This is a genomic window from Candidatus Planktophila lacus (assembly GCF_002288385.1).
Classification (GTDB): domain Bacteria; phylum Actinomycetota; class Actinomycetes; order Nanopelagicales; family Nanopelagicaceae; genus Planktophila; species Planktophila lacus_D.
Genome location: NZ_CP016783.1, coordinates 1,372,949 through 1,394,964, shown reverse-complemented (window position 1 = coordinate 1,394,964; position 22,016 = coordinate 1,372,949). Strand labels below are relative to the sequence as shown.

Genomic DNA, 22,016 nt, shown 5'->3' with positions numbered 1-22,016 from the left:
AGAAATGATCCGCAGAAAACTTATCCGCGCCGGTATTTTCTTAGCCGGCTTTGGTTTTATCGCTGGATCAACGCTATTCGCATTTGCTTGGTTTACCGTTTCAATTCCAGACCCAAACGCATATGTAAATAGCCAATCAACAATTATTCAATATTCAAATGGTCAAGAGATTGGGCGCATTGGATCTCAAAATCGCCAAATCTTGCCACTTGCCAAAATTCCGCTAGATCTACGTAACGCAGTTCTAGCTGCCGAAGATCGAAACTTTTATTCAAATAAAGCATTTAGCATCACTGGTATTACGCGCGCACTACTTAACAACTTACGCTCCGGTAATTTAAATGGCGAAGGTGGATCAACAATCACCCAGCAGTACGCCAAAACCGCCTTTCTCTCTCCCAGCCGAACGATCCAAAGAAAGATCAAAGAGCTAGTTATCTCTTTGAAGTTGGAGAATTCTCTTTCTAAAGATCAGATTCTTGAAAATTACTTAAATACTATTTACTTCGGCCGCGGTTCATATGGCGTGCAGACCGCATCGCAACAATATTTCAATCGTAACGCTAACCAACTCAACTTATCTCAGATGGCGGTGATCGCAAGTATTTTGCGTTCTCCTGGTTACTACGACCCATCTCTTTCTGAAGAGAATGGCGTACGTTTAGAGAACCGATTTAAATATGTAATTGATGGCATGTTAGAACGCGAATGGATTACTCCTGAAGATGCCGCTAAGGCGAAATTCCCAACAGTTATTCCACGTACCAAAACTGGTCAGTTGAGCGGACCTAAGGGACATATTGTCGCCGCAGTTCAAAAAGAGATGGGCAAGTTAGGTTTTACCGAAGACCAATTACTTGTCGGTGGTCTAGTAATCAAAACAACTATCGATCAGCGCGCACAGCAATCAGCCGTTGATGCGGTAACTAAGTTCTATCCCAAGAAAGCACCAGATAATTTAAGAATTGGTTTAGCTGCGATCCGTCCCGGAACGGGCGAGATAGTTGCAATGTTTGGCGGACGAGATTATTTGGAACGCCAATTAAACGATGCCACCCAGTCAATTGCGCTAGCCGGCTCTACTTTTAAGCCCTTCGCACTTATCGCAGCGCTTGAAGCCGGTATTCCACTTACTTCAATGTGGAACGGTGATTCACCACAAATATTTGATGATCTAGGAAAGCCATATGAAGTTTCAAATTATGGAAATGAAGGCTGGGGCCAGATAGATCTTCTGCAGGCAACTAAACACTCAATCAACACCATCTATGTTCCACTTGGACAAAAAGCTGGTCTAGATAAAGTTGTTGATGCTGCGCGACGTGCCGGTATTCCAGAATCAGTCGCGATGGTGCCAGCACCATCTGTATCACTCGGTGTTGCTAGCCCGCATGTAATTGATGTTGCAAACGCTTATGCGACATTTGCCGCACAAGGTGTTTATGCAAAGCCTTATTTGATCACATCAGTTACTGGCCCAAATAAAGGTCTGCTCTATGAAGGAACAATGCAGACCCAAGAAGTCTTCCCTAAAGATGTAATGGCTGATTTAACTTATGCGCTAAAGAGCGTTGTAAATGGTGGAACCGGTTCTGCCGCCCTTGCACTCGGTCGTCCAGCAGCTGGAAAGACCGGAACTAGCCAATCAAATGCATCAGCCTGGTTTAGTGCTTACACACCGCAACTTGCAGCATCAGTTGCGCTCTTCCGCGATAGCGCATCAGAATCGCTAAACGGAATTGGCGGGCTGACATCTGTTACAGGTGGAACTTTCCCTGCGCGAATCTGGACTGCATTTATGAAGGGCGCGCTGAAAGGTCAGCCAGTGATGAGTTTCCCAGCGCCAGCAAATGTCGGTGGACTCGATCCAATTGTGATGACTAGCGGCGGCGTTCAAACAAGAAAAGAATAAGTTGTGCAGAAAAGCGCACGCGCGTTAATTGCGCTAGCAATACTTGCATCACTATTGAGTTTCGCAAAATTTAGCCCCTGCATATCAACTGACTGGGAAACACCTGGGCAATATGTTCATGCCTGTTATTCCGACCTACCTGCTTTATATGGCGAAAGAGGCTTAAATAAAGGCGAATGGGCCTATAGCAATGGCGATGCTTCAGTTGAATATCCAGTCGTAACTGGTGCGATTATGTGGGTGGTTGCCAAGGCAATTCCGACAGGCGATAACGCACTACAAAATTACTTTTACGCAAATATCTTTTTTCTAGCGCTGCTCTTTATCTTCATCTCGCTAATTGTCGCCAAGATGCGCCCTGAGTTTGCGTACTTAACTCCACTTGCACCAGCGGCAATTGCATCCCTTTACATCAACTGGGATCTCTGGGCGATTATTTCGATGTTAGGTGCGATCTATTGGTTTGATCGAAAGAAATTAGATTTAAGCGCGCTTGCACTTGGTCTTTCCATATCAACAAAATTTATACCGATCTTTTTACTGCTTCCGATCGCCTTTATCTTCTTACGACGTAACCAAATTTCTGGGGCGCTTCGTTATCTACTAATCACAGCTGCAACATTTGCGGCGATCAACTTGCCGGTTTACTTAACGACCCCTGAAGGTTGGTTACGTTTCTATCAGTTAAATCTTTCGCGCGGTTCGGATTGGGGATCGCTTTGGTATGCACTCACCGCACTCGGTGTGTATCTACCAAATTTAAATTACATATCAATATTAATTTTGCTGGCAGCTTTTGCTGCAATCATCATTTACATTCTCGAACTCCGCACCATTCCGTCACTTGCTTCGCTAAGTTTCATTGTTCTCGCATCGGTGATGGTGGCTAGCAAGGTTTACTCACCGCAATATGTTTTATGGCTAACTCCACTTGCGGTAATTGCCTTAATTGATAAGCGCGATTTACATGCCTTTTGGATCTGGCAAGGCGCCGAAGTTATTTATCACGTTGCTATTTGGCAGCACTTAGCGACCGTCACGGGCGCAACATTTGGCCTACCGCTCTACGGTTACGCGCTAATTACCTTGCTGCGCATCGCCGCCACCCTTTACTTAATCGCCATCTTCGTGCGCCGCGGGCTGGCCGGCGGCACCCAGGGGCCAGCCGCCCACAGATCCCTGCGTGAATTTCTCTTTGAAAGCGGCAACGCGTACCCTTAACCCTTCAGCGTGAGGCTCCCATCGGGGGCTAAACAAAGAAGCACTAACCCTCCTGTCACGGAAATACCGTGGCCGTCTTAGTCCAGAGGAGGTCGGGTTAACGCATGCGTCACTATGAATTAATGGTCATTCTTGATCCAGAACTTGAAGAACGCACAGTCACACCAAGCCTTGAGACATATCTCAAGATCATCAAAGATAGCGGTGGCACAGTAAACAAGCTTGACCTTTGGGGCAAGCGCCGTATGTCTTTTGAAATTCTGAAAAAAGGCGAAGGTATCTACGCAGTCATCGATATGAATTGCGAACCAGCAGCAATCAAAGAGTTGGATCGCCAACTTAATTTGAATGAATCTGTACTCCGTACAAAGGTTATGCGTCCCGAGTAATCCACAGTTAGGGAGCGTCGCTCCTTAATTGTCACTCGTTGACGATAATTTATAGCAAGGACTCCACCAGTAGATAAGTCTCAGTGAACTGAGAGAAGAGGTAAAAAAATGGCAGCAGGAGATACAACAATCACAATGATCGGCAACCTAGTTGACGATCCAGAGCTTCGTTTCACACCATCAGGTGCGGCCGTTGCAAAATTTCGCGTTGCCTCAACACCTCGTTATCTAGATAAGACAACAAACGAATGGAAAGATGGCGAGAGCCTCTTCCTTCAATGTCAGATCTGGCGTCAAGCTGCGGAGAACGTTGCAGAGTCGCTAACCAAGGGAATGCGCGTCATTCTCTCTGGTCGACTAAAGCAGCGTTCATATGAAACTAAAGAAGGTGAAAAGCGCACTGTTTTTGAGGTAGAAGTTGATGAAGTCGGTCCATCACTACGTAACGCAACTGCAAAGGTGACTCGTGCACAACGCGCAGGCGGAACAAGTGGCGGATTCTCTGCACCAGCTGCAACCGGCGGAGAGTCATTTAATGACGATCCATGGGCTGCTGCTTCAACAAGCAATGCAGGCGGAGGATGGGCAACCACAACTTCTGAAGAACCACCTTTTTAAGCCTTATAAACCTAACCATCCATTCCTAGCTAATAACTAGGGCCCACTTAAAAGGAGCACCACAATGGGAGCAAGAAATAACCGGAACCTCAAGGAACCGAAAAATAAGGGCGCAAAAGCTGCAGCCCTAAATAAGAAGTTCAAGAAGAAGCCTTGCAGCTTCTGCCGCGACAAGGTGACATATATCGATTACAAAGATATCGCCACACTTCGCAAGTACATTTCCGATCGCGGCAAGATCCGCGCTCGTCGCGTCACTGGCGCATGCACACAACACCAACGCTCGGTCGCAACAGCTGTCAAGAACAGCCGTGAAGTAGCGCTCTTGCCTTACACATCGACGGCTCGCTAAGGGGGAATGAGAAAATGAAACTTATCCTTACTCGCGAAGTTACAAAGCTCGGTTCAGCCGGCGATGTAGTAACTGTTAAAGATGGCTACGCACGCAACTTCTTGTTGCCACGTGGCGTTGCAATCGCATGGTCACTTGGTGGCGAAAAGCAGATCGAAGGAATCCGTCGCGCTCGCGCTGCACGTGAAGTCCGCGATATCGATCACGCTAAAGAGATCAAGGCATCACTTGAAAAGGCAGCAGTTACAGTTTCAGTTAAAGCTGGAACAGCTGGCCGCCTATTCGGTTCTGTCACAGATAAAGACATCGCAGCAGCTATCAAGGCAGCAGCAGGCGTCGATATCGACCGTCACAGCATCAAGACTGCTGGACATATCAAGAAGGCTGGCGAGCACACAGTTAAGGTCTCACTTGCACATTCAGTTGTTGCAACAGTGACCGTAAAGGTTGTAGCTGCTAAGTAAGTTATTAATTAAAAACCCCGGTCGCTAATGCGGCCGGGGTTTTTGCCTTAAAAAAGCTAGAGCCAACCAGATTTCTTAAATTTGCGATAAAGAACTACGGTAAGAATTGCCAGCGAACCAACTACTAGCGGATAGCCATATTTCCAGCGTAATTCAGGCATTACATCAAAGTTCATTCCGTAAATACCAGCGACCATAGTTGGGACCGATGCTAAAGCTACGTAAGAAGTAATCTTTCGCATATCTGCATTTTGTTGAACTTGAACTTGCGCTAAATCTGCCTGTAGCGCAGATGCAAGCAATGAATCCAATCCAGCAGCGGCATCAGATGCGCGCGCTAAATGATCAAGGGTGTCGCGGAAAAACGGCGTTAGCGATTCAGGAATATTACGTGCGCCCACACTTGCAATTTGTTGTAGCGGCGAAAGTAGCGGATCAATCGCATGGCGGAATTCGATAATCTCGCGCTTTAGCAAGTAAATATCTCGCGATACCGTTTTGGAAGTTCCGCTAAATACTTTCTGCTCCACTCCAATCACATCATTTTCTAATTCAATTGAAATATCAATATAACAATCGATAACATGATCGAGAATCGCATGCATAACTGCATAAGGGCCTTTGGCCAACTGCTCGGGATTGCTTTCGAGGGCATGGCGCGTATTAACAAGTGGTGCACCATTTCCGTGGCGAACAACGACGATGAAGTAATCTCCAATAAAACAGAAGATTTCTCCAGTTGAGACTTGGCTACTACTCTCATCATAAAATGCGGTTTTTAAAACAAACGCTTGCACTCCCGGATACTCTTCAAATTTTGGGCGTTGATGAGCGGTGATTGCATCTTCGACTGCTAAAGGATGGAATCTAAAATCTCCTACTATTTTCTCAAATTCATTTGGGGTTGGCTCAGCTAGCCCCAACCAGATAAAACCTTCGCCATTGCGCGCTTTACTAATTAACTCAGGGAGATTAGAAGGTTCTTTGTAGCGAACTCCATTTTGATACAAGGCGTAGTCAACGATCATGCGAGAAGTCTCCAGTATTTAGATGAATAAATGGTTATTGCCAGAAAGTCTCACTGGTTGAGAAGTGAGAATTTACTTTCATGCACAGCCCGCGGTGAGTGCTACCCCTATCTGACCTGCGCTTTCCTTGAAAAGATTGAAAAAGAGAATAGTTACCCACACCCTGCACACAGGGATTTACACAGGAAAAGGCGCTTATCCACCCCTTTATGCACAGCCTTATCCCCAGGTGCCTTCGCTTTTGTCAGTGCAAGGTGGGAAGTTACACCCGTGAGCATCGCTGAATTACCCAATAACTCTTCGCGAGCCAACTCATCGTATAACAATTCCCAAAACAACATTAGCGCCGAGTTCGAGCGCACACCGCCACAAGATTTAATCGCAGAACAATCTGTTCTCGGCGGAATGCTCTTATCAAAAGATGCAATAGCAGATGTCCTAGAGATTTTACGCGAACGCGATTTCTATCGCCCAGCGCACGAGTTAATTTACGATGCAATTCTCGATCTCTATGGTCGCGGCGAACCAGCGGACGCGGTCACAGTTTCTGCAGAGCTCACAAAGCGCGGTGACATTGCACGTGCAGGTGGTGCACCTTACCTACACACTTTAATTTCATCAGTTCCAACCGCAGCAAATGCAAGTTACTACGCAAAGATTGTTCGCGAACACGCGATCATGCGTCGCCTTGTTGAAGCCGGCACCAAGATTGTGCAACTCGGTTACAACGTCGAAGGTGAAGTCGATGACGCTGTTGATCAAGCGCAAGCCGAAGTTTATGCAGTTACCGAACGCCGCACCTCAGAAGATTATGTACAACTTGCAACGCTGCTACCTGAAGCCCTCGATGAGATCGAAGCGATTCAAAAAGGAACAGGCATTGAAGGAGTTAAATCTGGTTTCCGCGATCTAGATCTCTTAACGCACGGCTTCCATCCCGGCAACATGATTATCTTGGCGGCTCGTCCTGCAGTTGGTAAATCAACTCTCGGCCTTGATATTGCACGACATGCATCAATCCACGACGGCAAAACATCAGTTATTTTCTCGCTCGAAATGTCGCGCTCTGAAATCACAATGCGTATGTTGTCTGCTGAAGCGCGAGTTGGTTTAAATAATATTCGCGCCGGTCAGTTAAGCGATGAAGAATGGTCGAAGCTTGCGCGCCGTATGGGAGAAATCTCTGCCGCACCTCTATTTATCGATGACTCTCCAAACCTTTCGATGATGGAGATCCGCGCTAAAGCCCGCCGTTTAAAGCAGCGCCACGACCTCAAGTTAATTGTTATCGACTACTTGCAGTTGATGACTAGCGGCAAGCGCGTAGAAAACCGTCAGCAAGAAGTATCTGAATTTTCTCGCCACCTAAAACTTATGGCTAAAGAGTTAAACGTTCCGGTTATCGCGATCTCACAGCTCAACCGTTCACCGGAACAGCGTTCAGATAAGAAGCCAATGCTTTCAGACCTTCGCGAATCTGGTTCGATCGAACAAGATGCCGACGTAGTTATCTTGCTCCACCGCGATGATATGTATGACTCTCAAAACCGATCAGGTGAAGCAGATCTAATCGTTGCTAAGCACCGTAACGGTCAGACCAAGACGATCACCGTTGCTGCGCAACTTCACTTTGCGCGCTTTGCAGATATGGCGCCGAGTGCCGGTGCAGGTCGCGACTTCACTGCACAGCAAGAACCACAAGATGGCGCTTGGAACGAATAAAGTTATTTAGCGTTTGTCTTTGCTCGATCTGCAATATAGATACCGATTAATACAATAAGCCCGCCAAATAATTGAATCGCTGTCCATGATTGCGATAACCAGATCCAAGCAAATGCTCCAGCCAAAACTGGTTCAAGCATTCCGATAACGCTAGATGTTGAAGCACTTAGCCTGCGAATTCCACCAACCACAAATAGGTACGGAACCAAGGTTCCAAAAACAATTACGTAGGCGATCAATAACCAACCTGGTGCGCTGTAGCCACTAAAGCGCCCCTGCAAATTAATCTCTGTTGTAAAAATCGCTGTCGGAAAATTCCAGATCGGCAGCACTAAAGACCAGAAAAGCCCTGCGACTCCCATTCCCCAAACAACCATCGCTTGCGCAGAACGTTTTGTGCCTTGCGATTGGCTCATTAAGAAGTAAACGGCCAAAGCCAACGCGGCGCCAAGGGCGCCAAAAGATCCGATTAAGTCGAATGAGAATCCTTGCCAAACTTTTGCAACCAGAATTAACCCAAGTAATGAAAGTGCAATTGCCACCCACATATCTTTAGCAACGACTGATTTACGAACAAATTTGATCCAGAGAACGATCCATATTGGTGCGGTAAATTCGATAATCAGCACCAAGCTAAGCGGAACTCCGCGAGAAATGCCGATGAAGTAACCGAGCTGCACCATCGCGTAGCCAAAAACGCCATAGAAGAGCAAGGTTGGGATTTCACGGCGTTCGGCCTTTAGGGAATTTCGATCCTGAATAAAGGTAATAAGAAAGAGGAGGAAGAAGGTTCCAAGTGCGCGCACTTGGGCCAGGCGGAAGGTGGTCATATGGTCGAGGACCAAGGTGACAACTACCCCGTTCATGGAGAAGAAGATCGCACCTATTACTAGGTAGAACTCGCCCCGATGCTTATTTAGCATTGGGTGAGCCTATCTTAAGTTAGATATACGCCTAATTAGCAAAAGTTATTTAAAAGGCGTTTTCAGAGATTTCCATGATTGAACTATCGGTGGCCTCAACGATCTTACGATCAGCGGTGATATGTGGCAGGTAATTTGTCACAAAGAACTTAGCTGATGCGATCTTGCCGGTGTAGAAATCGGCATCCTTTGCAGATGCGCTCGGCAAACGCTCAGCAGCGATATCTGCTTGGCGTAGTAATAACCAAGAAGTGATGATGTCGCCAACTGCCATCAATACACGCGATGTATTTAAACCAACTTTATAAATCTCTGGCGCAGATTCTTGTGATGCCATGGCATGTCCAACAAGAACGCCGACCATGCCATTTAGATCACCGAGAGCCTTGAGAAGCGCTTGCTTCTCTTCAGCATGTGCACCGCCTGCTTCAGCAAATGTTTGGATCTCTTTTCCAAGAAGGCCAAGTGCTTTTCCGCCATCTTTAACAACTTTACGGAAGAAGAAATCAAGACCCTGAATTGCAGTTGTGCCTTCATACAAAGTATCGATCTTGGCATCGCGAACATATTGTTCTAGCGGCCAATCTTGCGTAAATCCTGCGCCACCAAATGTTTGTAGCGATTCAGTACCAAGAAGTGTCCAAGATTTTTCAGAGCCGTAACCCTTAACAACTGGCAGCAAGAGATCATTAAGCGCTTCCATTGTCTTAACTTTTGCCTCATCGCCAGCTGCGCGAGCAAGTTCAATCTCATCTTGAATAGTTGCGGTGTATAGAACTAGTGCGCGCATACCTTCGGAGTATGACTTCTGCACCATCAGCGAACGACGCACATCTGGGTGATGGATAATCGTTACGCGCGGGCTCGCCTTATCGTTCATAACCTTCATATCCCCGCCTTGTACGCGGGTTTTCGCATAGCTAAGTGCTTGCTGATATCCAGCGGATAAAGTCGCGATCGCCTTTGTACCAACCATCATGCGCGCAAATTCAATTACCTTAAACATCTGCGCGATACCTTCGTGGACTTCACCTAACAAATAACCTACTGCTGGCTCTTTCTCGCCGAGGTTTACTTCGCATGTAGCGGAGACGTTTAGACCCATCTTGTTTTCAAGTGAGGTTACAAAAACGCCGTTACGCTTTCCGAGATCACCGGTCTTGAGATCAAACATAAATTTAGGAATTAAGAAGAGTGACAACCCCTTAGTTCCTGGTCCGCCACCTTCGCGGCGAGCAAGAACGAAGTGCATAACGTTCTCGTAGAAGTCTGCATCACCTGATGTGATGTAGCGCTTTGTGCCGGTGATATGCCAAGTTCCATCAGGTTGTTGCACCGCCTTGCTGCGACCTGCACCAACATCTGAACCAGCATCTGGTTCTGTTAACTGCATCGTTGCGCCCCAGTGGCGATCAACCATCAACTTCGCCATCTGCTTCTGATCTTCGGTGCCCAAAACATATGCAACTTGTGCAAATGCATAACCAGATGCATAAATGTGAATCGCAGGGTTTGAACCTAAAACCATTTCGGCGATCGCCCAACGAACTGCAGCCGGAACTTTTGTTCCGCCTAAATCAACCGGCGCATCAAGACGCCACCATTCACCATCAATATAAGCTTTATAAGATTTTTTAAAACTTTCTGGAAGTGTGACATTTCCAGTTTCTTTATTGAGAATCGCACCAACGCGATCGCCTTCAACGAAAGATTCAGCGAGATCGTTCTCGGTTAAGCGCTTCATCTCTTCCAACATCCCCATCGCAGTTTCGCGATCGAGTTCGCTAAAGATGGAAGTCCCCAGCACCTTCTCGGTTTGGAAGAGGTCAAAGAGGCAGAATTCGATATCGCGCAGGTTGGCGTTGTAATGGCTCATGGGCAAATAATGCTACCCACCAGTAACTTACGCAAGCCCTAACTAAGCGTTTCTACCGCGGTCAGATAGGCTCACGCCGTGCTTCTAAGTGATCGCGATATCCGCTCTGAAATCAACGCCGGCCGCGTCGCCGTCGAACCATTTGAAGAGGCGATGATCCAACCTTCATCGGTTGATGTCCGCCTCGATAAATTCTTCCGCGTCTTTGAAAACCACAAGTACTCAGTTATCGATCCATCGATCGAACAAGCCGAGCTAACTCGCGAAGTCGTCGCCGAAGATGGCGAAGCATTTATCTTGCACCCAGGCGAATTCGTTCTCGCCAGCACCTACGAAATCATCACCTTGCCCGATGATATTGCCGGTCGCCTTGAAGGAAAATCTTCACTCGGCCGCCTTGGCTTGCTTACACATTCAACTGCTGGCTTTATCGATCCGGGATTTTCTGGACACATCACCCTTGAACTTTCCAACGTAGCAAATCTGCCGGTAAAGCTATTCCCAGGAATGAAGATCGGTCAGCTCTGTCTGATCAAACTCTCATCTCCTGCTGAGCATCCATACGGCAGTGCGAAATACGGCTCTAGATATCAGGGTCAACGCGGACCAACCGCAAGCCGCTCCTTCTTAAATTTCCACCAAAGCAAGATCAAGTAATCCACAATAAACTAGTAAAGGGAATACAACCTTTACTTAAGGGGTTGAATTAATTATGGAAATCATTATCGCGCTCGCAGTTGTTGGTCTTCTCGTACTTTTCTTCGTTGCTCAATACAACCGACTCATCCGCTTAAATATCAGCGTCGATGAATCATTTGCTCAGATCGAAGTGCAGTTAAAGCGCCGCTCTGACTTAATCCCAAATTTAGTTGAAACCGTAAAAGGTTATGCCGCGCACGAACAAGGCACCTTCGATGCCGTTGTTACAGCGCGCGCTAAGGCGACCACTGCTTCAACGGTTGCCGATGTTGCAGCCGCTGATGGAATGTTGACGCAAGCGCTCCGCGGATTGCTCGCAGTCGCTGAGGCTTACCCAGATCTCAAAGCATCATCAAACTTCTTATCTCTACAAGAAGAACTTTCAACAACTGAAAATAAAGTTGCTTTCTCACGTCAGTTCTATAACGACAACGTTCGCAACCTCAACACCGCTGTAAAAACCATCCCGACCAGCTTTTTCGCAGGTTTTGCAAAGGTTACAGAGCGCGAATTTTATGAAGTTACCGATCCTCAAGATCGCAACGTTCCAAAGGTAACTTTCTAAGAAACAATGGCAACAAACGATTTTCGCGCCCAACAGAGCACAAATAAAGGAAAGACTTATTTCCTTCTTGCCTCAATGGGTTTACTCACCGGTCTAGTTGCATATGCAGCGCTAACTTACTTCGGCGCCGGCACATCAACCTTCATGGTGCCACTTGCAGTTGGTATTTCACTGATCGGCGTATGGGGTTCGTATTACGGCTCAGATAAATTAGTTCTAAAGATGACTGGAGCTAAGTTAATTCAGCGCGAAGATAACCCCGAACTCTTTAACGTCATTGAAGAAGTTGTTATCGCAAGTGGACTACCAATGCCACAGGTTGCAATCGTGGTCGACACTGCGCCAAACGCTTTTGCAACAGGGCGCGATCCCGATCATGCGTTAATTGCATTTACAACTCGCATCTTGGAAGTTATGGATCGTGATGAACTGCAAGGCGTTATTGCGCACGAGATGGCGCACGTAGCAAACCGCGATACTTTAGTTTCTGCAGTTGCCGCAACTACTGCAGGTGCAATTGCGATCTTGAGCGATTTCTTAATGCGCATGATGTGGTTTGGTGGTGGTCGTCGCGATCGCGATAGCAACGCCAACCCAATCATGTTGGTAGTTTCACTATTCGTTTTAATCCTGGCGCCAATTGCGGCAACACTACTTAAGAGCGCAATTTCACGCCGTCGTGAATCACTCGCTGATGCCACTGCTGTTTCATTTACTCGCAACCCTGCCGGTCTTCGCAAAGCACTTGAAGTACTTGCGGCAGATTCAACGGTCGTGCAACAGAAATCAAATGCAGTTGCTCATATCTGGATTGAGTCACCGCTGGATGGCAAAGCAGTTTCCAAGATGTTCTCTACCCATCCGCCAATTGAAGAGCGCATTTCAACTCTGCGTGCGATGGAGTCGTTAGGAAACTAACTTCCTAACGGGAAGAAGAGGGTAAATGCAGCACCTTTTCCGACTTCGGATTGAACACTTACTTGGCCAGCATGGGCGCGCATAACCGCATCAACAATGGAAAGTCCTAAACCTGTTCCTTCACCATCGGTGCGAACACGCGAAGCATCAGCGCGATAGAAGCGCTCAAAGATTCGCGCTTGATCCGCATCCGTTAAACCAGGACCGTTATCCGCAATTCGAATACGAACTCCATCAATATCTTGCTTTAGTGAGACATCTATAACCGTTCCGGCAGGTGTGTGAGTACGCGCATTGGCAAGCAAGTTTGCGATAACTTGATGAATTCGATCCTTATCTCCAAGTGCGTAAATTTCTTCAGCTTGCTCATTAAAGTTGACGGTGTGATTTTGTCCGGCGGCGCGTGCAGATGCAACTGCATCGGAGACAATTTGTGTGAGGTTAATCGGATCTGATTTCATTTCCCGCGATTGATCAAGGCGAGCCAAGAGCAGTAGATCCTCTACAAGTGAACCCATCCGCTTAGATTCGTTCTCGATACGACCGATTAGCTCTTTCGTCTTCTCTTCACCAGTAACCGCTCCCTGACGATGGAGTTCGGCAAAGCCGCGGATAGCGGTAATCGGTGTACGAAGTTCGTGTGAAGCATCGGCCACAAAGCGGCGTAACTTACTTTCGCTCTCTAAACGCGCAGCGAAAGATTCCTCAATGCGCCCCAACATTGTATTTAGCGTACCGACCAAGCGCCCGACTTCAGTATTTGGTTTTACATCTGGAAGACGCGCAGTTAGATCTCCTTCAGCAATTCTTTCGGCTGTGGCTTCAACGTTTGCCAGTGGCTTAAGTCCAACGATAATCATCTTGCGAGAGGCGAGTGCGATAAAGAAGATCATGAATAAACCAATAAGAATAAAGAGACCTTGCAGGCGAGCGAGAATACGATCGATATCTTCAAATGAATGTGCGATTACTACATTTCCTAAACCAGAAGGAAGTGTTCGCAAAAGAACGCGGAAATCATGTTCGTCAGTTTCAATAGTGAACGGGCGATCTCCATTTTCAGAAGCTTTTTCAGGGGTAATTGCCGTTAAATAACTAGTTATCTCGGTGGCATTTAAATCTCCACCAATTTGGCCTAGAACTATTCCTGCAGGTCCAATCAAAGTGACTGAAGTTGAAGTTGGGATACTGCGCAGTGGCCGCATCTGCATTGAACGAGCTTCGTTGTCGCTGAAATCATCGTAATCAGATTCGATTCCCGCACGTTCTAGTCGCGGGATAGAACCACCAGCGACACTTAATAGTTCGTTATCTACCTCTTGAGTTAAGTAAGTTCGAAGTAGCGATTGAGCAGAGATATCTGACGCCACCACACCTAGTGTAGAAAGCAGAACAACACCTAAAGTCAGGCGGTTGAGCAGACTCCAACTAGAGAACGATGGCATTGCTCATGCTACTTCGCTGCTGGCAAGCGCAAGCGGTAACCAACGCCGCGAACCGTATGAATTAGTGGTGGATCGAAGATATCGATCTTCTTTCGTAAGTAGGAGATATATGTTTCGACAATTCCGGCATCACCGCGGAAATCGTATTGCCAGACGTGATCAAGAATTTGAGATTTAGAGACAACGCGATCGGCGTTAATTAATAAGTAGCGCAGAAGTTGAAATTCAGTTGGAGACATCTCAAGTAAAACGCCGCCGCGACGAACCTCATGAGTTGCTTCATTTAGTTCAAGGTCAGCAAAGCGAATCTTTTCATCATCGGTATTTATCTCAGCAACACCAATACGGCGAAGCAGGGCACGCAAACGCGCAACAAGTTCTTCCAAACTAAATGGTTTGGTCATGTAATCATCGCCACCGATTGTTAACCCGGCAACTTTATCTTCCATGCCATCTTTAGCGGTTAAGAAGAGCACGCCAATATTTAAACCTTCGCTGCGCAGTTGGCGACAGACTTCAAAACCATCTGAATCTGGAAGCATCACATCGAGTACGACAGCATGCGGTTTGAATTCTTCAGCAACTGTTAAAGCTTCAGAGCCGGTCGCAGCAGTGCGAACTTCAAAACCGACGAAGCGCAGACTTGTTGAGATTAGATCGCTGATACTGGATTCATCATCAACGACGAGAATTCGGTAATTGGTGCTTTCAGAGCTCTTAGGCATGGTTTGAGAATGCTCTCATAGGCTGAGAGAAGGCTGAGAAAAGGTGTAAAAAAGAGGGTTATTCGCCTAACGCCACTTGGTTGCGAGGCTGAATCCAACCCCAATAAAGCTAAAGCCGATAATCATGTTCCATGCGCCGATACCCGGAATTGGGTAGGTGGTCTGACTTACGTAGAAGACGACGATCCAGAAGAGGCCGACCAGGAAGTTGGCGACCATAACTGGAGCAAGCCAGCTTGGGCTCTCGATTGGGCCGTGTGGCTCAGCATCAAAGATCTGCTCTTCGTGAGCGTGCTTTTCTTGAACCTTTTTACGCAATTTCGACTTTGGCATAGGTAGAAGGCTACATGGAAAACCCAATCCTGGAAACTGCAGCACTGAAAAGAACAAATCTGGAAACTGCCCGCCCGCCAACCCTGCAAGAATTGACCCATGTCCCGCATCCTCGTCATCGATAACTACGACTCGTTCGTATTTAACTTGGTGCAATACCTCGGCCAACTTGGCGCCGAATGCATCGTTAAGCGAAATGACGAAGTAAGCGTTGAGGAAGCCGGCGAATATGACGGAGTACTTATCTCTCCCGGGCCCGGCACCCCAGAAGAGGCCGGCATCAGTATCGCGATGATCAAATATTGCGCAGATAAAAACATTCCACTCTTTGGCGTTTGCTTAGGACATCAAGCAATCGGCGTTGCATTTGGCGCAACTGTTTCGCGCGCACCCGAGTTACTGCATGGAAAAACTTCACAAGTGTTGCACGAAGGAAAAGGTGTTTTAACAAGCCTTCCATCACCATTTACGGCAACTCGTTACCACTCACTCGCAGTAGAACGCGACACGGTTAGCAGCGAATTAGAGATTACTGGTTCAACAGAATCTGGCGTTGTTATGTCGATGCGCCATAAAACTTTGCCAATTGAAGGTGTGCAGTTCCACCCCGAATCAGTACTGACTGAACACGGACATTTAATGCTCGCTAACTGGTTAACACAATGCGGAGACATCGATGCGCTCGCAAAGTCTGTGGGCTTATCTCCAGTTGTTGGTAAGCGCGCTTAAATTACGGCGCTTTATTAATTGTAATTGTTACAGGCTTACCAATAGTTTGAGTTGTGCCCGCATCAGGTGCTTGGCGAATAACAACGCCAACAGCCTGCGCGGCATCATAATCATTGAATTCGCGAACTAAGAAGCCAGCCTGAATCAAAAGCGTTTTCGCTTGGATCGCTTCAACGCCAATCAAATTAGGAACTTCAACTTCTCCGCTAGCGATAGTTAAGACAACTCCAGTGCCGGCGGTAATTGTTGAACCAGGTTCAGGAAGCACGCTTAATACAGTTCCTTGCGGTTCATCTGATGGTGCAGCTTCAGTGCGAGAGATAACTAAACCTGCCGCAGCAAGTGAAGTGCGGGCATCAATTAAAGACATTCCAACTAAATCATCGGGAACGATCGCATCACCTGGACCATCAGAGATAGTTAGCGTTACGGCAGAACCCTTTGTTGCTTGGCTAGTTGCAAGTGGAATTTGGCTGGCAACGCGATCTTTAGGAATCCGTGGATCAGGCGCACGCTGCACCGTGACTGTGTAATCACCTAACAGAGCCCGGGCTTGATCTTCAGTAAGGCCAACCACGTTAGGGATTTCATTGCCTAGCGAAGGAGTTGAACCGCCGTTTAGCGAAAGACCTACAACGGCAAGAACGCCAACTAACAAGAGCGAAATTCCAGAGATAACAGCGGTGCGACGAGAGACAAGCGGCCCACGTGCAACTTTCGTTGAAATACTTTCACCGGCGCGAATTTTATTTAAATCTTCGAGCATCGCGCGCGCAGAAATATAACGATCTTCTGGTTTCTTAGATAGAGCAACTTCCAACATAACTTCAACGCTCTCGGGAAGATCAGGTTGAAGTTGTCGAGCCGGTGTTAAATGACCTGAAACATGTTGGTAGGCGATTGATACTGGAGTCTCACCGGTAAATGGGGGACGGCCAGTTAACAGTTCGTATAACAAGCAACCAGTTGAGTAAATATCTGTCGGAGTATCTGCAACTTCACCAAGAGCTTGTTCCGGAGATAAGTATTGTGCGGTACCGACCACGTTCCAGGTGCTAGTTAACGTTGCACCGAGATCATCCATGGCGCGCGCAATTCCGAAATCCATCACCTTCACGTCGCCACCATCGGTGATCATCACGTTTGCGGGTTTGATGTCGCGGTGAACGATGCCGCGTTGATGTGAATAATCAACGGCTTCTAAAATTCCACCGCCGATTTCAAGTGCGCGATCAAGTGGCAAACGCTCGCCACCATGAATTAACTCGCGAAGGGTGTGGCCAGAGACAAGCTCCATAACAATGTATGGCGCAGGTTCTTCACCTGAGTCATAAACGGCAACCACGCCTGGGTGGTTTAAACCAGCGGCAGCTTTTGCTTCTTTACGAAAGCGTGAAACGAAGGTTGGATCTTTCGCGAGATCACTACGCAGAATCTTTACTGCGACTTCGCGAGATAAACGCTGATCTTGTGCAATATAAACATCGGCCATTCCGCCGGTGCCGATCATCGCGCCGAGTTGGTAGCGGCCGCCCAAAATTTTATTCATCATGGTTTTGCCGCTCCTAACTTTTCTACTTGGGTGGAACTTTCTTCGACAATATCAGCGATTACGATCGTGACGTTATCTGGTGCTCCATTTATATAAGTCGCATCAATCAAGGCATCAACTGCTTCAGCGGCATCTTTACCCTTGATAAGAGTTTTTATCTCTTTCTCAGTGAGAACCCCACTTAAGCCATCGCTGCACAATAGGTAGCGATCCTGAACTTTTCCTTCGAAAACATGAAGTGATGGCTCAAGATTTCCCTCACCCATCAGCGCCTGCGTCAGCATTGAGCGTTGTGGATGTACTTGCGCCTCTGATTCAGAAATTACGCCTTTATCTAATAACTCTTGCAGAACGGTGTGGTCGGCGCTGAGCTGCTCGAGAGTGTTTCCACGCAGACGATAAGCGCGGGAATCCCCGATATGAAGCAAAGAAACCTCAGTACCACTTATGAATAGAGAGGTAAGAGTTGTTCCCATCCCGGAAAGGGCTGGTTCATCGCTAGCGACGGCGCGAATCTGCGCATCGATAGTGTGTAGTGAATTTAAATAAAGATCGCTCGCCGAATCAAGATCAATATTTTCAGCCGTAAAAGTCGGTGCGATTTCTGAGAGCGTATTTATTGCAACGCTCGATGCAACTTCACCACCTGCGTGGCCACCCATACCATCAGCGACGGCGATAACTTGCGCGCCTATAAGTGCAGAGTCCTCATTGCCGTTGCGCACCAAACCTAGCGCTGAACGTGCAGCGCATTGGAAGTACAAGGCCTTCATGACGCTAAGCCTACCCAAGCCCATTGGTACTGGGGTATTGATGTTAATCTCGAACTATGAAGATTTACGCTCACCGCGGAGCCTCATATGACTTTCCTGAGATGACGATGGCGGCTTATGAAGGCGCGGTTAAGCAAGGCGCCGATGGTTTCGAATGCGATCTACGACTAACTAAAGATGGCATCGTAGTTCTTTGGCATGATGCAGATTTAAAGCGTCGCGCAAATAACGCCGCCGTAGTTCACGAATCAACATATGCGCAGCTAGTGGCAATCTATCCGCAGATTGTTACCCTCGATCAATTCATAGATTTTGGAATTACCGAGAAGAAATCTTTATTGCTGGAAACTAAACATCCAGTTCCTTCACGCACTGAAATTGAAAACCAAGTTGTTCAGAAATTACATAAAGAAGCCAAAAGAATCGAAAAAGCTGGAATCGATGTAACGGTAATGTCATTTTCTTGGTTTGCGATAGAGCGGATAAAAGCTTTAGATAGCAAGATTTCAACTACCTATTTACTTCACGATTACACCCCGTGGTTTTCTACACGCTACTCATCTGCTCACTCAATTGGTCCTGGCATCGAGCTACTTCGCAAGAAGCCTGCGTTAGCGCAGAAGATAAAAGCGGCCGGCAAGAAATTAAATGTTTGGACCGTTGATGAACCATCCGACATCATCTTGTGTCGCCATCTCGGCGTCGATAATTTGATTACCAATCGCCCCGCCTTTGCGCGTGAGGTTCTTGCCTCCAATTAATTACTGGAAATCTTTGGCTATGGAGCAGGTATCCTTAGCAAGTGAGCGCCGCAGATAGCCATAGATTCGCCTATTTAGGTCCAGTAGGTACCTTCACTGAGGCTGCGCTAAATAAGATCACTTGCGACACCGATGTAAAAATTCCTTATGCAAATGTCACTGCCGCACTTAACGCAGTTCGCACCGGCGAAGTTGATTACGCCCTAGTCCCAATTGAAAATTCCGTGGAAGGCGTTGTCGCACGCACTCTCGATGAACTCGCAACGGGGGACCCTCTAACTATCTCTGGCGAAGTTACCTTGCCGGTCACCTTTGCGCTTATGACTAAGCCAGGTGCAACAGAAATTAAAAGAATTGGCACCCACCCACATGCTGAGTCTCAGTGCCGCAGCTACATCGCTAAAAATTATCCGCATGCAGAAGTTGTCCCAACGAATTCAACCTCTGCCGCCGCTGAGTTAGTAAGTAAAGGCGAGCTCGATGCAGCAATCGCATCAAGCGTTGCCGCAGAACACTTCGGCTTAGAAATCCGTGACGAAAATATTGGCGATAACAATGGAGCAGTCACTCGCTTTATCGCTGCCCAGAAACCTGGATGGATTCCTGAGCCAACTGGTGATGACCGCACCTCTATGGCGATCTTTATCGATATCGACCACGCTGGAGCGCTGCTTGAGATCCTGCAGGTTTTTGCCAAGCGCAACGTCAACTTAACTTTTATTCAAAGTCGCCCTACTGGCCGCGAACTTGGTCACTACCATTTCATTATTGATGTCGAAGGACATATCAACGACGAAGCAGTCGGTGGCAGCGTTGCCGAACTTCGTGAGATTTGCGATGACATCAGATTCTTAGGTTCTTACCCACGAGAGGTGCGTTAAAGCATGATCGATATCAAACTCCTTCGCGAGAATCCAGATCTAGTTCGCGCATCACAAACAGGTCGTGGTGAAGATGTCACGATCGTGGATCAAGTACTTGCTATCGATGATGTGCGCCGTGCCGCAATTACCGAATTCGAAACTTTACGCGCAGAACAGAACACCCTTTCAAAATCAGTCGGAGCTGCAAAAGGCGATGAAAAGGCTGCGTTATTAGAGAATGCAAAAGCGCTGGCAGATAAAGTAAAAGCTGCCGATGCTAAGCGCGCTGAAATCGAAGCTAAAGCCAACGCACTTGTCATGCAACTTTCAAACTTACTGGACCCAGAAGCGCCTATCGGTGGCGAAGCAGATTTCGTAACCATTGAACACGTTGGCACACCACGTGATTTTGCGAAAGATGGCTTTGAAGCAAAAGATCACGTTGAACTTGGAAAGCTACTTGGCGCAATTGACACTGAACGTGGTGCAAAAGTTTCTGGTTCTCGTTCATATTATTTAACCGGCGTTGGAGCGATGCTGGAATTCGCACTTGTTAACTACGCGATTCAAAGCGCGCTAAAGGCTGGATTTACCCCTGTTATTCCACCAGTACTTGTTAAGCCTGCTGCGATGGAAGGTACCGGCTTTCTTGGACAAGCAGCCGAAAATGTTTATCACCTTGAAAAAGATGACGCTTACTTAGTCGGCACAAGTGAAGTTCCACTGGCTGCATTCCATATGGATGAAGTACTACCAGCGGATAAATTGCCGATGCGTTATGCCGGGTATTCAACTTGTTTCCGCCGCGAGGCCGGAAGTTATGGAAAAGATACCCGCGGAATTATCCGAGTACACCAATTCGATAAAGTTGAAATGTTCTCTTTCTGTAAGCCGGAAGAAGCCAAGGAAGAACATAAGCGTTTACTGCAATGGGAGAAAGATTTCTTAAATGCGATGGAGATCCCTTTCCGCGTAATCGATGTGGCATCTGGTGATCTCGGATCAAGCGCAACGCGTAAATTTGATATCGAAGCTTGGATCCCAACACAGAAGGCATATCGTGAAGTAACAAGTACTTCTAACTGCACAGAATTCCAAGCCCGCCGCTTAAATATTCGCTATAAAGATGCTGATGGCACAAAGGCTGTCGCAACGTTAAATGGCACGCTGGTCGCTATTCCCCGCATGATCGTTGCGATTCTGGAGAACCACCAAAATGCAGATGGCACAGTAAATGTGCCTGCTGCACTGCAACCATTCCTCGGCACCAAGAGATTTGAGCTTGTGTGAGCGATCGTCGCCCAAAGTTAATTGCAACAGATTTAGATGGCACGATCGTTCCGCACGATGAGGCAATTTCTCATCGCACAATTGCTGCATTTACCAAGGCGCGCGATCTCGGCGTAGAAATATTCTTTGTCACCGGCCGTCCGCCACGTTGGATGGGTGATGTGCGAGAAGCATTTGATTTCGGTTCTGCAATTTGCTGCAACGGGGGACTTCTCTACGATTTGCATAACGATAAAGTTTTAGAACAGTGGATGATTGCGCCAACAGAACTTCAAAAAGCAGTTGATATCTTGCGCATAACTATTCCAAATGTTTCATTTGCTGTTGAATCAAATGATCACTTCCACCGCGAGAAGGCATATATCCCGCGCTGGGATGTTGGCATGGACGATATTGGCGTTGACACAATCGACACTGTTACAAATCGTCCGGCGCTAAAGTTATTAGCTCGCCTTTCACAGCAAGAAATTTCAGCAGATGAAATGTTGGCCTTAGCAACGCCTGCGCTACAAGGCGTTGTAAATGTTACGCATTCGGCAAATAACGATTCACTGCTTGAAATTTCCGCCCTTGGCGTTTCCAAAGGTGAAACGCTTGCAATGATGGCAGCGCGTATCGGAATTACTGCTGAAGATTGCGTCGCCTTTGGTGATAATCCAAATGACTTTTCTATGTTGCAATGGGCCGGACGCTCTTATGCAATGATCGATGGACATCATGCAGGACCTGCAAATGCCAAAGATGTGGCACCGCCTCATAATCAAGATGGCGTAGCCATCGTTATTGAACGACTGCTCGAACTACCCCAGTAATTAGCGCCGATTTTTAATGCCTTCCAACTTCGGGTAATCTCTCCCA

General features: G+C 47.2%; 23 protein-coding genes. 15 read left to right on the top strand and 8 right to left on the bottom strand.

Annotation, left to right across the window (positions count from 1 at the left end):
- Window positions 1-4 precede the first annotated feature (4 nt).
- The 6 genes from A1sIIB60_RS07120 (at window position 5) to rplI (ending at window position 4,956) form a co-directional block, all read left to right on the top strand.
- On the top strand, window positions 5-1,912 hold the full coding sequence (locus A1sIIB60_RS07120; protein ID WP_095689584.1) for a transglycosylase domain-containing protein: 1,908 nt from the start codon (window positions 5-7) through the stop codon (window positions 1,910-1,912).
- Between the two features lie 3 nt (window positions 1,913-1,915).
- Window positions 1,916-3,133, top strand: a complete 1,218-nt coding sequence (locus tag A1sIIB60_RS07115; RefSeq protein WP_095689583.1) for a glycosyltransferase family 87 protein — start codon at window positions 1,916-1,918, stop codon at window positions 3,131-3,133.
- 104 nt (window positions 3,134-3,237) lie between these two features.
- On the top strand, window positions 3,238-3,522 hold the full coding sequence (rpsF, locus tag A1sIIB60_RS07110) for a 30S ribosomal protein S6 (RefSeq protein ID WP_095671751.1): 285 nt from the start codon (window positions 3,238-3,240) through the stop codon (window positions 3,520-3,522).
- A gap of 108 nt (window positions 3,523-3,630) precedes the next feature.
- Window positions 3,631-4,140 carry a single-stranded DNA-binding protein gene (locus A1sIIB60_RS07105; RefSeq protein WP_095671750.1) on the top strand — a complete coding sequence of 170 codons (510 nt, stop codon included), beginning with the start codon at window positions 3,631-3,633 and terminating at the stop codon, window positions 4,138-4,140.
- Window positions 4,141-4,204: 64 nt separating this feature from the next.
- On the top strand, window positions 4,205-4,492 hold the full coding sequence (gene rpsR, locus A1sIIB60_RS07100) for a 30S ribosomal protein S18 (protein WP_095526666.1): 288 nt from the start codon (window positions 4,205-4,207) through the stop codon (window positions 4,490-4,492).
- A gap of 14 nt (window positions 4,493-4,506) precedes the next feature.
- Entirely contained in the window at window positions 4,507-4,956 is a 450-nt protein-coding gene (rplI, locus tag A1sIIB60_RS07095; protein WP_095677802.1) for a 50S ribosomal protein L9, read from the top strand.
- A 56-nt stretch (window positions 4,957-5,012) separates the two neighbouring features.
- Here the strand turns inward: rplI and A1sIIB60_RS07090 are convergent, their stop codons facing one another.
- Window positions 5,013-5,984, bottom strand: coding sequence for a magnesium and cobalt transport protein CorA (locus tag A1sIIB60_RS07090; RefSeq protein ID WP_095689582.1), 972 nt, complete (start codon window positions 5,982-5,984; stop codon window positions 5,013-5,015).
- 270 nt (window positions 5,985-6,254) lie between these two features.
- On the opposite strand from A1sIIB60_RS07090, the gene dnaB reads away from it, so the two are divergent.
- Complete coding sequence (dnaB, locus tag A1sIIB60_RS07085; protein ID WP_095689581.1) at window positions 6,255-7,706, top strand: replicative DNA helicase; 1,452 nt, start codon at window positions 6,255-6,257, stop codon at window positions 7,704-7,706.
- Window positions 7,707-7,708: 2 nt separating this feature from the next.
- On the opposite strand, the gene A1sIIB60_RS07080 is transcribed toward dnaB, so the two are convergent.
- Together A1sIIB60_RS07080 and A1sIIB60_RS07075 are read right to left on the bottom strand one after the other, a co-directional pair.
- On the bottom strand, window positions 7,709-8,629 hold the full coding sequence (locus A1sIIB60_RS07080) for a DMT family transporter (RefSeq protein ID WP_095677799.1): 921 nt from the start codon (window positions 8,627-8,629) through the stop codon (window positions 7,709-7,711).
- 49 nt (window positions 8,630-8,678) lie between these two features.
- Window positions 8,679-10,505 (bottom strand): acyl-CoA dehydrogenase, encoded by a 1,827-nt coding sequence (locus tag A1sIIB60_RS07075; protein WP_095677798.1) that lies wholly within the window; start codon window positions 10,503-10,505, stop codon window positions 8,679-8,681.
- Between the two features lie 78 nt (window positions 10,506-10,583).
- On the opposite strand from A1sIIB60_RS07075, the gene dcd reads away from it, so the two are divergent.
- From dcd to A1sIIB60_RS07060, 3 genes are read left to right on the top strand one after another with little or no spacing between them, the layout of a single operon-like run.
- A complete protein-coding gene (dcd, locus tag A1sIIB60_RS07070; protein ID WP_095671745.1) occupies window positions 10,584-11,162 on the top strand; it encodes a dCTP deaminase in 579 nt (192 codons plus the stop codon).
- A gap of 55 nt (window positions 11,163-11,217) precedes the next feature.
- Window positions 11,218-11,769 (top strand): LemA family protein, encoded by a 552-nt coding sequence (locus tag A1sIIB60_RS07065; protein WP_095677797.1) that lies wholly within the window; start codon window positions 11,218-11,220, stop codon window positions 11,767-11,769.
- 6 nt (window positions 11,770-11,775) lie between these two features.
- Window positions 11,776-12,687 (top strand): M48 family metalloprotease, encoded by a 912-nt coding sequence (locus A1sIIB60_RS07060; RefSeq protein WP_095677796.1) that lies wholly within the window; start codon window positions 11,776-11,778, stop codon window positions 12,685-12,687.
- On the opposite strand, the gene A1sIIB60_RS07055 is transcribed toward A1sIIB60_RS07060, so the two are convergent.
- The 3 genes from A1sIIB60_RS07055 to A1sIIB60_RS07045 all read right to left on the bottom strand — a co-directional run bounded on the left by A1sIIB60_RS07055 (window position 12,684) and on the right by A1sIIB60_RS07045 (window position 15,190).
- The gene (locus A1sIIB60_RS07055; protein ID WP_095677795.1) at window positions 12,684-14,132 is read right to left on the bottom strand and encodes a sensor histidine kinase; all 1,449 of its coding nucleotides are present in this window, start codon (window positions 14,130-14,132) and stop codon (window positions 12,684-12,686) included. The two genes, A1sIIB60_RS07060 and A1sIIB60_RS07055, sit on opposite strands and share 4 nt — an antisense overlap.
- An 8-nt stretch (window positions 14,133-14,140) precedes the next feature.
- The gene (locus A1sIIB60_RS07050) at window positions 14,141-14,857 is read right to left on the bottom strand and encodes a response regulator transcription factor (protein ID WP_095689580.1); all 717 of its coding nucleotides are present in this window, start codon (window positions 14,855-14,857) and stop codon (window positions 14,141-14,143) included.
- 66 nt (window positions 14,858-14,923) lie between these two features.
- Window positions 14,924-15,190 (bottom strand): cell division protein CrgA, encoded by a 267-nt coding sequence (locus tag A1sIIB60_RS07045; protein ID WP_095671740.1) that lies wholly within the window; start codon window positions 15,188-15,190, stop codon window positions 14,924-14,926.
- Window positions 15,191-15,289: 99 nt separating this feature from the next.
- Between A1sIIB60_RS07045 and A1sIIB60_RS07040 the strand changes: the two genes are divergently transcribed.
- Window positions 15,290-15,919 (top strand): aminodeoxychorismate/anthranilate synthase component II, encoded by a 630-nt coding sequence (locus A1sIIB60_RS07040; protein WP_095689579.1) that lies wholly within the window; start codon window positions 15,290-15,292, stop codon window positions 15,917-15,919.
- Between the two features lies 1 nt (window position 15,920).
- Here A1sIIB60_RS07040 and A1sIIB60_RS07035 read toward each other — a convergent pair whose 3' ends face one another.
- Entirely contained in the window at window positions 15,921-17,471 is a 1,551-nt protein-coding gene (locus A1sIIB60_RS07035) for a protein kinase domain-containing protein (RefSeq protein WP_095689578.1), read from the bottom strand.
- Window positions 17,468-18,244 carry a PP2C family protein-serine/threonine phosphatase gene (locus A1sIIB60_RS07030; protein WP_095689577.1) on the bottom strand — a complete coding sequence of 259 codons (777 nt, stop codon included), beginning with the start codon at window positions 18,242-18,244 and terminating at the stop codon, window positions 17,468-17,470. The genes A1sIIB60_RS07035 and A1sIIB60_RS07030 overlap by 4 nt, the downstream gene beginning before the upstream one ends.
- Window positions 18,245-18,300: 56 nt before the next feature.
- Here A1sIIB60_RS07030 and A1sIIB60_RS07025 point away from each other — a divergent pair, with 56 nt between their 5' ends.
- From A1sIIB60_RS07025 to A1sIIB60_RS07010, 4 genes are read left to right on the top strand one after another with little or no spacing between them, the layout of a single operon-like run.
- On the top strand, window positions 18,301-19,005 hold the full coding sequence (locus tag A1sIIB60_RS07025) for a glycerophosphodiester phosphodiesterase (protein WP_095689576.1): 705 nt from the start codon (window positions 18,301-18,303) through the stop codon (window positions 19,003-19,005).
- Window positions 19,006-19,046: 41 nt separating this feature from the next.
- Window positions 19,047-19,886 (top strand): prephenate dehydratase, encoded by an 840-nt coding sequence (gene pheA / locus A1sIIB60_RS07020; protein WP_095689575.1) that lies wholly within the window; start codon window positions 19,047-19,049, stop codon window positions 19,884-19,886.
- A gap of 3 nt (window positions 19,887-19,889) precedes the next feature.
- Entirely contained in the window at window positions 19,890-21,158 is a 1,269-nt protein-coding gene (serS, locus tag A1sIIB60_RS07015; protein WP_095689574.1) for a serine--tRNA ligase, read from the top strand.
- Window positions 21,155-21,970 (top strand): HAD family hydrolase, encoded by an 816-nt coding sequence (locus A1sIIB60_RS07010; protein ID WP_095689573.1) that lies wholly within the window; start codon window positions 21,155-21,157, stop codon window positions 21,968-21,970. Before serS ends, A1sIIB60_RS07010 begins: the two co-directional genes overlap by 4 nt.
- Window positions 21,971-22,016 lie beyond the last annotated feature (46 nt).